The sequence below is a fragment of the Bacillus carboniphilus genome (genome assembly GCF_020524035.2).
GTDB lineage: Bacteria > Bacillota > Bacilli > Bacillales > JAIVKR01 > Bacillus_CC.
Genome location: NZ_CP129013.1, coordinates 1713773 through 1726316, shown reverse-complemented (window position 1 = coordinate 1726316; position 12544 = coordinate 1713773). Strand labels below are relative to the sequence as shown.

8 protein-coding genes and 1 pseudogene are annotated in these 12544 nt (G+C 34.6%); 8 read left to right on the top strand and 1 reads right to left on the bottom strand.

All coding sequences use genetic code 11. The features are described 5' to 3' along the window. Window positions 1–120 precede the first annotated feature (120 nt). The 4 genes from LC087_RS08820 (at window position 121) to hflC (ending at window position 4783) form a co-directional block, all read left to right on the top strand. Window positions 121–840: a response regulator transcription factor gene (locus tag LC087_RS08820; RefSeq protein ID WP_226539200.1), complete on the top strand. Its 720-nt coding sequence runs from the start codon at window positions 121–123 to the stop codon at window positions 838–840. Continuing rightward, window positions 833–2605, top strand: a complete 1773-nt coding sequence (gene pnpS / locus LC087_RS08815) for a two-component system histidine kinase PnpS (protein ID WP_226539201.1) — start codon at window positions 833–835, stop codon at window positions 2603–2605. The genes LC087_RS08820 and pnpS overlap by 8 nt, the downstream gene beginning before the upstream one ends. 293 nt (window positions 2606–2898) lie before the next feature. Continuing rightward, window positions 2899–3867, top strand: a complete 969-nt coding sequence (gene hflK, locus LC087_RS08810; protein WP_226539202.1) for an FtsH protease activity modulator HflK — start codon at window positions 2899–2901, stop codon at window positions 3865–3867. Beyond that, the gene (gene hflC, locus LC087_RS08805; protein WP_226539203.1) at window positions 3857–4783 is read left to right on the top strand and encodes a protease modulator HflC; all 927 of its coding nucleotides are present in this window, start codon (window positions 3857–3859) and stop codon (window positions 4781–4783) included. The genes hflK and hflC overlap by 11 nt, the downstream gene beginning before the upstream one ends. 215 nt (window positions 4784–4998) lie before the next feature. Here hflC and LC087_RS08800 read toward each other — a convergent pair whose 3' ends face one another. Beyond that, complete coding sequence (locus LC087_RS08800) at window positions 4999–5478, bottom strand: thermonuclease family protein (protein ID WP_226539204.1); 480 nt, start codon at window positions 5476–5478, stop codon at window positions 4999–5001. 746 nt (window positions 5479–6224) lie between these two features. On the opposite strand from LC087_RS08800, the gene LC087_RS08795 reads away from it, so the two are divergent. The 4 genes and pseudogenes from LC087_RS08795 to ytaF all read left to right on the top strand — a co-directional run bounded on the left by LC087_RS08795 (window position 6225) and on the right by ytaF (window position 12528). Continuing rightward, entirely contained in the window at window positions 6225–7676 is a 1452-nt protein-coding gene (locus tag LC087_RS08795) for a hypothetical protein (protein ID WP_226539205.1), read from the top strand. 640 nt (window positions 7677–8316) lie between these two features. Continuing rightward, window positions 8317–10941, top strand: a pseudogene (polA, locus tag LC087_RS08790) (DNA polymerase I). Window positions 10942–10956: 15 nt separating this feature from the next. After that, window positions 10957–11781 carry a DNA-formamidopyrimidine glycosylase gene (gene mutM / locus LC087_RS08785; protein ID WP_226539207.1) on the top strand — a complete coding sequence of 275 codons (825 nt, stop codon included), beginning with the start codon at window positions 10957–10959 and terminating at the stop codon, window positions 11779–11781. 105 nt (window positions 11782–11886) lie between these two features. Continuing rightward, window positions 11887–12528, top strand: a complete 642-nt coding sequence (ytaF, locus tag LC087_RS08780; RefSeq protein WP_226539284.1) for a sporulation membrane protein YtaF — start codon at window positions 11887–11889, stop codon at window positions 12526–12528. Window positions 12529–12544: the final 16 nt, after the last annotated feature.

Below are 12544 nucleotides of genomic sequence, written 5' to 3'. Positions count from 1 at the left end.
GTTGAAGTTTTAGTCACTTTTTCGCTAAAATATACATTAGGGAGTAAAAAAAAGAGATAAGTAATTATGAATGGTTCGGCTCCATGATAAGGGAAATAAAAAGATGGTGGAGGCTTTCTGATGAGTAAGAAAATTTTAGTTGTAGATGATGAGCAATCGATTGTAACGCTTTTACAATACAATCTTGAACAAAGTGGTTATAAAGTAATAACCGCAATGAATGGGGAAGATGGTTTTCAGCTTGCTCTTGAGGAGAAACCAGATTTAGTTGTACTTGATCTAATGCTGCCAAAGCTTGATGGTATGGAAGTGTGTAAGCAACTTAGGCAGAAAAAAGTGATGACTGCCATTTTAATGCTAACTGCTAAGGATGATGAGTTCGATAAAGTATTAGGTTTGGAGTTAGGTGCAGATGATTATATGACGAAACCTTTTAGTCCAAGGGAAGTCGTTGCTCGAATAAAAGCAATTTTAAGAAGAACTCAATCTTCTAATCAAACGGATGGTACTCAAGAACACGATGATGATGTCATGACAATTGCAGATTTAAAAATATTACCAGATCACTATGAAGCATATTTTCAAGAAGAACAGCTTGAGTTAACACCAAAAGAGTTTGAACTACTTGTTTACTTAGCAAAACATAAGGGGAGAGTTTTAACGAGAGATCAATTATTAAGTGCTGTTTGGAATTATGATTTTGCTGGAGATACGAGGATAGTAGATGTTCATATTAGTCACCTGCGAGAAAAAATAGAGCGAAATACAAAGAAACCAATCTATATTAAAACAATTAGAGGTCTTGGTTATAAATTTGAGGAGCCGAAACTGAATGCATAAGTTTCGTACTAGACTTTTATTTGGTTTATTAACCCTTATTATTGCGGTGTTAATAGGGTTAGGAATATTAATAGGGCAATTATTTCAAACTTACTATATTGATACATATAAAGATCGCATAAAGAAGGAAGCAGAATTAACAGAAACACTTGTTTTAAAAGAAGGAATAGATTCAACTAATCTTCAACCTATAATTGAAACGATTAGTGAGCAACTGGAATCCAATGTAGCCATTATTAACTCTGAAGGAGCGATTGTCACTGAAGCACTTTACGGTGAAAAGTCCCCTTATTACGACCGTACACTTGAACAGCTTTTGGGTGACAATAGGAACAAGAAGAAATCTTTTTATGAAATAAGAACGGAAGATGATTTATTTTTCTATGGGATGCCTATTATTAATGATTCAGATGAAGAGGGATTTATCGTTTTAAGTCTTCCTGTATCATCACTAAAACTAGTTAACCAACAAATATGGGGATTATTGATTATTAGTCTAGGATTAGCCTTAATTGTGATTTTAATTATAGGGGTACGAATAACATCTCAGTATACAAAACCAATTGAATCAGCTACTCAAGTGGCAATGGAATTGGCTAAAGGAAATTATAAGGCAAGAACATATGAAAATCATTTAGACGAAACGGGAATGTTGAGTCAATCAATCAATATTTTAGCTCGGAATTTACAGGATATGACCAAAGCTCAAGAAATGCAACAGGATCGATTACAAACGTTAATAGAAAATATGGGGAGTGGATTAATTTTAATTGATGGTAGAGGATATATAAATTTAGTCAATAGAGCCTATAAAGAAATCTTCCAGATTGATGAGAACTCTTATTTATATAAGTTGTATTATGAGGCGTTTGAACATGAGGAAATCATTGATATTGTTGAAGAGATTTTTATGACCGAAGTAGGTGTTAGAAGGCAGCTGATGGTTCCCTTAAAAATCGAAAGAAGACATTTTGAGGTATATGGAGTTCCGATCATAGGAAACAGTGATGAATGGAAGGGTGTTGTTTTAGTCTTTCATGATATAACAGAGTTGAAAAAACTAGAGCAAATGCGAAAAGATTTTGTCGCTAATGTTTCTCATGAGTTGAAGACACCCATTACTTCCATTAAAGGGTTTTCGGAGACGCTTCTCGATGGAGCCATGAATGAAAGGGAAACGCTAACTTATTTTCTATCTATAATTTTAAAAGAGAGCGATCGCCTGCAATCACTTATTCAAGATTTACTGGATTTATCAAAAATTGAACAACAAGGATTTGAATTAAATATCGAAAAATGTGATTTCAAAGAGATATTAGATGAAATAATCATGTTACTAGAACAAAAAGCGAAAGCAAAGGATATTAATTTAAATGTGGATAACCCATACCACCACGTTTATTTACAAGGAGATCCAGATCGATTAAAACAGATTTTTATTAACTTAATTGGAAATGCGATCAACTATACACTTGAAGGAGGCCAAGTTTTTGTTACTGTCAAAAACTTGGATGATCAAGTAGTGGTGACAGTAAAAGATACGGGTATTGGAATGAAGGAAGAAGAGATCCCTAGAATTTTTGAACGTTTTTATCGTGTTGATAAAGCGAGAAGTAGAGATTCAGGGGGAACAGGGTTAGGTTTAGCCATCGTGAAACATTTAGTTGAAGCGCATCATGCAGACATTTTTGTAACAAGCCATGTAGGGGAAGGGACTACGTTTACTATTACTTTTAATAAGGAAGGTAAGCACTTGCTTCGCTAAATGAACGTTTTCGCTTTTAGGATGATGTTCAAATGCTTGTTGTCGTCATTAGACGGGCGCTTGCGCTTTTCTTATGTTTACATGATGTTTACAATTAATTTATTCCAACTTAACAAATGGTTGGTAAGATAATCTGTGAAAACCCCTTCATCCAAGGAGCCAATTGGAGAGGCGAGAGCGAATGAGCTCTCGCTCTTTTTTGTATACTCATAAAAACCTATCATTATATGAAACTAATTGATGGTTTAATCGTATTTATTAGTATCAACTATTATGTAGAAAGGAAGGGTAAAATGAGTTTAAAAAGTATTTATAAGATTATAGGATTGTTCTTTGTCATTATTGTTTTAGGAATTGTCGCCTTCACTTCATGGTATACCGTCGATGAATCAGAACAAGCGGTCATTATCACTTTTGGTGAAGTAGAAGAAGGAATTATTGGCTCGGGCCTTCATTTTAAAATGCCTTGGCCGATTCAAACTGTCGAAAAACTTTCAAAAGAAACGTTTAGTTTGCAATTTGGCTATGAAGAAAAAGATGGAGAAATCGTTGAATACCCAAAAGAAACGAAAATGATTACAGGTGATGAAAAGATTGTGTTAGCGGATATGGTTGTTCAATGGAAAATAACAGATCCTAAAAAGTTTCTATTTAACTCTGAAGCTCCTAAAGATATTTTACACGATGCTACTTCTGCATCATTAAGAAGTATTATCGGAAGTTCTGAAATTGATGATGCTTTAACATCAGGAAAGTTAGAGATTGAAGCTGAGGTTCAAGATCTTTTAACCGAGTTGATAGAGAAATATGATGTCGGTATCTCTATTTTGGCTGTAAAGCTTCAAGACGTTGAGTTACCGAATGAAGAAGTAAGAAAGGCATTCACTGCTGTAACGGATTCTCGTGAAACGAAAAACACGAAAATAAAAGAAGCTGAAAAGTACTCCAATCAAAAAAAATTAGAAGCGGAAGGGGAGCGAGATGCGATCATTTCGGCAGCCCAAGGAGATAAAACAGAACGTATAGAAACAGCAAAAGGGGAAGTAGCTCTCTTTAATTCTGTTTATGAGAAATATACAGGTTCTAAAGAAGTAACGGAAAAACGATTAATCTTAGAAACGATCGATGAAGTTCTTCCTGATGCCACGATTTACATGATGAAGGATGATGGAAGTACAATGAAATATTTCCCGATTACTGACCTCCAAAAATCAAAAGACATCATTCCAGCAGAGGAAGGAAGTGATCAGAATGAGCAGTAAAGTGGTAGATATGGAAGAAAGAAAAGGTTCACAAAATTGGAGAAAATACATTCGAGGTGGTGTATTCTTTCTTCTTCTTATCGTGATCATTGGCTTTTTATTAACGAATATATATATCGTGAAAGAAAACGAATATCGAGTGGTCCGTCAATTTGGAGAAGTAATAAAAATTGTGGAAGATCCAGGATTGCATGTGAAAATCCCTTTTGTTCAGTCGGTAACAACGCTTCCTAAAAATCAAATGAAAATGAGTGTAGAAGAAGCGGAAATTAATACAAAAGATAAAAAGAGGATTATTATCGACAACTATGCGGTCTGGAAGATTGAGGATCCGAAAAAGATGATAGCAAATGCAAAAACCGTTGTTAATGCAGAAGCAAAAATGTCAGAGTTTATCTTTTCAACGATTCGTTCTCAGTTAGGTAAACTTGACTATGATGAAATTATTAATGATGAAAATGAATCAAGAGGAAGTTTAAATGATCAAGTGACTGAAACGGTAAACACTCTTCTAGACAGTAACAATTTTGGTATCGTAGTAACAGATGTCAGAATTAAACGAACAGATTTGCCTAATGACAACGAGAATTCCGTTTATAACTTAATGATTTCTGAAAGGGAAGCTAAGTCTCAAGAATATTTATCAGAAGGTGAAGCAGAGAAAAATCGTCAAATTGCTGAGACGGACAGAGAAGTGAAAGAAATGTTAGCGAAAGCAAAAGCAGAAGCCGAAGCCATTCGAGGAGAAGGAGAAAAAGAAGCAGGTCAAATATACAATGATTCGTATTCCAAAGACCCAGAGTTTTATGAGATGTTCCGCACCTTGCAATCTTATAAGAAAACAATCGATGGAGAAACGGTCATTATCCTTCCACTTGATTCTCCTTATGCCAATACTCTGTTAGGGAGTGAATAAAACCTCCTCCTTTGATTGGTATACCTTTACCTTTATAGTTTCGAAAAATTGGGTAGTTGGAGAAATTAGACTAATAGATCTTAAGGGGAAGTCAGTTTGATAGGACCTCCCCTCCCCTTGTTTTATTTATATTATTTTTGCTAATTTATTTCTTCAATACTTTAGTTGTTGAGTTAGTGGTTTTTAGAAATACATCTGGTGCAATGATGCTTTATCTATTCATCCTGCCATAACCCCACCTTCTTTTTTTTAGCCATTGATTGACTCTCCATATATTGTTGGAATTTTTCCGGATATTTAGAGATGTATTTAGAATCTTCATCCACTTTAATGTAGCCTTTTTCGAGTAAAAGAATAGCTATATCCTGATTGTTTATATCCACAAATCCTGAATATCCAGCCTCATCTTGACTGATGATATGTGCGTTTACTTTATCATGCCTCATATCAAACAGATAAGTAAGAGATTTTTGAGCAAATTCTTTTCGTTCACGTTCTTCAATTGAAGTCTCAACCATAATCAATTTAACGTCTTCATGAAAAGCAAAGCCATCCTTAACGACTCCTCTATCTAAGATAATATAGAAAGAATCTTCCAGATGAGCAACTGCATGTAATTTTCCAGAGAGAAGTGTTTCGGATTGACAACAAGTGATGAATAGTATTCCAAAAGTAATAAAAACTATTTTCACCATTCGCACACCCAAGACCTCCTTTGTAATACTCATTAAGTATATTACTTTTTAATATTAAATACCAGAAAAAGGGTTTAATTTCATTTATTGATATGATACTATACTTGTTGAAAAGCGTTCTGTAAAATATTCTCAAGTAGAGAGATTATAACGTTAATATTCCATAATAAAAAGTTTAAGACTTTAAACACCACGTCTTATAATCCCAATCTAATACACTCGGAATATATTCTCCAGTTATTGTTTAAGCAAAAGCTTTAATATCATTTGCTAAAATCCCAACGAAGATGAATTACTATAAGTGATATCAGACACTTTTGTAAATATCCCTATTTTAGTCATGAAAGCTGTACTCGAATAAGTTTAGTAATTTGCCCATTTTTAGAATGCAAGACGAAATAAGAAAAGTATAGATTGAGAAAAACTTCACTATTTATATCCTGAACAATTGAATTTACTAGGGAATCAAGTTAAATGTACAATTGGGCGATTAAAAAATCTACATTTTACTCTTCTAATGTCATGTGGTGCATATCAGTATATGATGGCTCATTCTCTTTTGCTAGGCTTCGAATTCAAAAGGCTAAACGTGAATAATTTTCCCTGAATAGACACAAAAGCCATGATTGCTAACAAGAGAGAGTGAACATTTAAATGAAAGTCTAGTGGGAATTTTCGTTATCTGATTTCCTAAATTTGAGTTATTTGACTTGAATGCTTATTCAAACTTAAATGGAGGGATTCTAATGAAGAAAGCAGGTTTTCTTTTTGTTGTAAGTATTTTGTTTCTTTCTGTATTTGTGTTTGAAGTTGAAGCAAGCGGCGAAATATCTAAAAAACAAATTGTTGCCGACCATATTGAAGGAATTGTAAAAGGTAGTGACTATGAACCAGCTAAATCCAGTGCCTACGCTGAAAATTTTAAGATATCTCAAGAAAATGGTAATGTAACAATTCAAGGGGATTTGTGGTATAAAAATAGTAAGTACCCACTTAATCTGAATGGAAATCTCTATCCTAAAATTAGTGAAGGTGCATATAGTAAAAAGCTAGTCCTTGGTGAATTGAGTGGTTCCAAGGAGTTTAATATTCTCCAGTTTAGAGTTGAGAAGGAAAGCAGACAGACTGCCCTTACAAATCAGAATAATAATTTGATTGGAAAAAATGTTCTCTCATTGATTGTGGAACATAAAGAGACCGGTGAAAAAATCTATATACAAAATGAAATATCAGATCAAAATTTTCAGGATTTTTTTGATGGAGCGCTAAAATTGATAAGCGAAAAGGACTTATCAGAAAACCAATTGAAAGAGAAAATAATTCAATTGTACAACATGAACAATAAATCCGATTACTCTCAAAATATTAGTCAGGAATCAACACAACAATTATCTGGAGTAGCTAGTTCTAGTGGAGATCTTTCAGTGAGTGAAAAAAGTTCTACTCAGAGTTCTACAATATATGTCAATCAAAAAGAGTTAATCCGATTACTAGATGATTTAAAGGACTACTCAAGTAATCCTGATCGGTCTGTTAAATTATCTGATTACGATGTTCCGGAAAGTCTCTTTAAAGGTACTGGATGGAAAAGTTATCACTATACTAATGGTGAACCACGCGGTGCATACACTGCTGGCAGCGTAGATTCAGGTTCATACACACTGACACAAATCTCTTACCTAAATGTAATTAGTAGGTTTAATAGTACTACCGAGTTTGTACTTCAAGTGGGGCAGAATGATGGAATGACTCTCGAGTATGATCATTACTCTGGCATTTTGTCAGTATTTTATTATGGATTAGGTCTAAAAATTGAGGATTTGGAGTTAGCGCATGGTGGACTGGAAGGGAATGACATATATATTAGTCAGGAGATTAATGCAGACCTTGACGGCAATTCTAACTATGTAAAAGCTTTCTTTGGGTTAATTCCTTATGCAGATAAAGTGTACAATCTTTGGGAAAGTTTAACTGGTCAAGATCCACTCCCATTAGGACAGTCAAGAGAATATGAAAATACTGTCGAAAGACAGAAATTAGCATATGATGGAAAAGTATACAGAACGATTTCGGCAAACTTTGATGACTTCACTATGAACAGTGATGGACACTTTGGAAATCTTATAGGAAAGTTTTACTATGATGATTATAATCTATCTGTTTCTTGGTCTTACAAGTATACAGCATACACAAGATGATATTAGGGATACTAATCTCTAAAACTACTACCCACCAAAGTGAATCTTTGGTGGGTTTTGTAAGTGTGCATGGTATGGATGGAATCTATCTATAGGGGGGAAGTTCTAATCCGTGAAGGTGGAAGGGGAAATTATCTTGACGCAAGGGCGTCTATTTTGAAGTGGAATCTATAAGAGGCCAGCAACAGACAGACTCTATTGAACAGATTGAATATTTTTGAAGGAGAGAAGAAGCAACCTAGATATTATAAAGAAGTGATAAATGAAAACAACCCTTTTTCATAATAAAATTGATCATAAAAAGAATGTAATTTTCTATAGCCAAACTTTATAAGGAAACGCAAGACTCCCGCGGAAAAACGGGAATGGCTAGGTCTGACCACAATGTGAGAAACGAACAAGGAGAATTGTTAGGACGTCCGCAGAAAGCGAGGTACAGTTATATAAAATAAAGCTAGTTTGGTGAAAAGAGCTTGAAAGAAATCCAATAGAACTTTTGACTTTCTATTAGGGAGTGAGTTATTTGTGAAAAAACCATAAAGACTTGACTCAATCCACCACTATTACCGCTTATGTTTTTATCTCTGAACATGATAAAATAAAATAAGTATAACGGACTCGCTTGAAGGAGGATTTTAGGTTGTCAAAAAAATTAGTACTAATTGACGGAAACAGTATAGCTTATCGAGCTTTCTTTGCTCTTCCCTTGCTGAACAACGATAAAGGGGTATATACAAACGCGGTTTATGGGTTTACCAATATCCTATTAAAAATTTTAGAAGAAGAAAGGCCTTCTCATATTCTTGTTGCTTTCGATGCAGGAAAAACAACGTTTCGCCATAAAACGTTTGACGAATATAAAGGAGGAAGACAAAAAACTCCACCTGAACTATCGGAACAATTTCCGTTTATTCATGAACTGTTAGATGCTTATGGTATACCTAAATATGAGTTAGAAAATTATGAAGCAGATGATATTATCGGTACGTTAGCTAAGCAAGCCGAAAAAGAAGGACTATCGGTTAAAGTTATTTCGGGTGATAAAGACTTAACACAGCTCTCTACAAAACATATCACTGTTGATATTACCAAAAAAAGGAATCACGGATGTTGATTCCTATACGCCAGAATTCATTGACGAAAAATATGGAATAAAGCCTGAACAAATTATACATATGAAAGGGTTAATGGGAGATAGCTCTGATAACATTCCTGGTGTACCGGGTGTTGGTGAAAAAACGGCACTAAAGCTCCTCCATCAATTTGAAACGATTGAAAATATTTATGAAAACATGGATGAAGTGAGCGGTAAAAAATTAAAGGAAAAGCTAACGGACAATAAAGAACAAGCATTTATGAGTAAACAGCTAGCTACGATTGAAATAGAGGCTCCTATAACTATTCAACTTGACGATCTATCGTATAACGGCTATGAAACGGATAAGATTGTCCCTATTTTTAAAGAATTAGGTTTTACAACGATGTTAGAAAAAATAGGTGTGGAAAAGGAAGAAGTCGAGTTGAAATCATATGATTTTCACATTGTTGAAGAAATTAAATCGTCCCTTCTTCCTAAAAAAGCAGCCTTTGTTGTGGAAGTGATGGAAGAAAATTATCACCAAGGAAACATTGTTGGTTTTTCATTAGCAACTGAAGAAGACTATTATTTCATCTCAAATGAAACGGCTCTTAACTCGACACTATTTAAAGAATGGCTGGAAGATGAGACTGTTGAAAAAATCGTCTTTGATGCAAAAAGAACAATTGTATCTCTCAATTGGCAAGGAATTTATGTCAAGGGAATGAAGTTTGATGCACAATTAGCCGCCTATATTATCAATCCTTCTCTATCCAATGATGATTTAGCTAGTATTGCAAGTGAACATGGATTAAACACAGTGTTGACAGATGAATCTGCCTATGGAAAAGGAGCAAAAAGAAAGGTACCTGATGAGAAGCAGTTAGGGGAACACCTTATTCGAAAAGCAGCCACTATTTTGGAATTAGAGCCATTATTAGTAGAGAAGCTAGAGAAGAATGAACAGCTAGATTTATTTGAGAATTTAGAACTGCCACTAGCAAAAATCTTATCTGAAATGGAAATACAAGGTGTATCTGTCGACGTTAATCAATTAAAAGAAATGGGTGCCCAACTAGCGGATAAATTAACAAGTTTAGAGAAAAAGATTTATGAGTTAGCAGGTGAAACATTTAATATAAATTCTCCGAAGCAGCTAGGTGTTATTTTATTTGAGAGACTAGAGTTACCCGTTATAAAGAAAACAAAAACAGGCTATTCGACTTCTGCAGATGTCCTTGATAAGTTAAAGCAGAAACACCCTATCATCGAAGAAATATTACATTATCGTCAGTTAGGCAAACTACAGTCGACTTATATAGAAGGGCTATTAAAAATGGTTCACCAAAAAACGGGGAAAAATTCATACCCGTTTTAACCAAGCATTAACACAAACGGGGAGACTCAGTTCTACAGATCCTAACTTGCAAAATATACCTATTCGTTTAGAAGAAGGAAGAAAAATTCGAAAAGTGTTTGTTCCTTCTCAGAAGGATTGGTTAATGTTTGCAGCAGATTATTCACAAATCGAATTGAGAGTGTTAGCTCATAGCTGAAGATGAAAACTTGATTAAAGCGTTCAATGAAGGTCTGGACATTCATACAAAAACAGCAATGGATGTTTTTCATGTTGAAGAGAAGGATGTTACTTCAAATATGAGAAGGCAAGCCAAAGCTGTGAATTTTGGGATCGTTTACGGGATATCTGATTATGGCTTATCACAAAATCTAAATATATCTCGTAAAGAAGCGGGGAAATTTATTGATCGTTATTTTGAAATTTATCAAGGGGTTAAGGAATACATGGAGGAAGCGGTTTTAGAAGCGAAACAGTTAGGATACTCACAGACCTTACTTCAAAGAAGGAGATATATTCCTGAAATTACGAGTCGCAACTTTAATGTTCGAAGCTTTGCAGAACGAACAGCTATCAATACGCCTATTCAAGGAAGTGCTGCTGATATTATTAAAAAGGCGATGATTGTTATGGCTGAACGTCTGAAAAAGGAAAACCTTCAATCGACGTTATTATTACAAGTTCATGATGAATTGATTTTTGAAGCACCTGAAAATGAAATCAAAATCTTAGAAAAGATCGTACCTGAAGTAATGGAAAATGCGGTTCAACTAAAAGTTCCATTGAAAGTTGATTATTCTTCAGGGCCATCTTGGTATGATGCGAAATAGAAAGGAAGTACAACAATGCCCGAGCTACCTGAAGTGGAAACGGTTCGCAGAACCCTTCATAATTTAATAATAAGTAAGCAAATTGAATCGGTTACTATTCAGTGGCCCAAAATCATTAAACATCCTGATGATGCCCTTGAATTTGAAACGCTTTTGAAAGGACAAAAAATTCATCAAGTGGACCGTCGAGGAAAGTTTTTGAAAATCTTCCTTGATGACTTTGTTCTTGTATCCCATTTAAGAATGGAAGGAAGATTTGGTGTATACACACACACAGAAGAAATAGATAAACATACCCATGTTATTTTTCATTTTACAGATGGCAAGGAATTACGATATCGCGATGTGCGTAAATTTGGTACAATGCATCTATTTCCTAAAGGAGAAGAGGAAAAACAGCTCCCTTTATCTCAACTAGGTCCTGAACCCTTTTCTAAAGATTTCACATTTGAAGACCTAAAAATGAAATTGAGTAAAACGAAACGATTTATTAAAGTAGCTCTTTTAGATCAACGATTCGTTGTCGGACTAGGGAATATTTACGTAGATGAAGCATTATTCCTTTCAGGGGTTCATCCTGAAAGAATCTCTAATGAACTTGGAGATGAGGAGATTGAAAGGCTTCACCATTATATTATTCAAACGCTGAAAAAGGCGGTAGATAAGGGAGGAAGCACCATTCGTTCTTATGTAAATAGTCAAGGTGAAATAGGGATGTTTCAAAATGACCTGTATGTATATGGACGAGAGGAACAACCGTGTAAACAATGTCAGACACCTATAAAAAAAATCAAAGTTGGCGGGAGAGGTACACACTTTTGTGAAGACTGTCAAAAATAAGCGATAACACAATTCTCTTTTGACAAGCTCCAAAATCTTGTTTTGACCATATATTATATTTAGCATTCTTCAATTTTGTTGTTGGAAAGAAGGGCTAAAATAATGATGGTCTATTTTATTTCTTTATTTTTCCTTGCCTTGGCAGTTAGTTTAGATAGTTTTACAGTAGGTTTTACCTATGGGATGAGGAAGATTAAAATTCCCCTAAAATCAATTGCCGTGATAACAGGATGCTCTGCGATAACCATGCTAGTTGCCATGGCGTTTGGAGAGCTTTTATTAAAATTTTTACCAATTCAAGTAACGGAAACCTTAGGTGGTTTGATTTTAATTGCAATAGGAGGATGGATTTTATATCAATTTTTTAGCACTGTAGATATGTCAGATCATGATACAATCAAAAAAGAAAAGCTATTAGTTGATTTTGAAATTAAAACATTAGGAATTGTGATTAAAATTTTGCATAAGCCAATGAGTGCCGATATTGATAAGTCTGGAAGTATTACCGGAGTTGAAGCTGTCTTATTAGGCTTTGCATTATCATTGGATGCATTCGGAGCTGGAATCGGAGCAGCCTTATTAGGTTATTCTCCTATCGCGATGGCGCTTGTGGTCGCTGTTATGAGTTCTCTTTTTGTGACTATAGGGATGAATATTGGGCTCACCTTTTCGAATTTTAAATGGATGGAAAAACTGACGTGCATTCCAGGTTTTCTTCTCATTATGATCGGGTTGTTTAGAATATAAAAAGGTTGTACTTTTA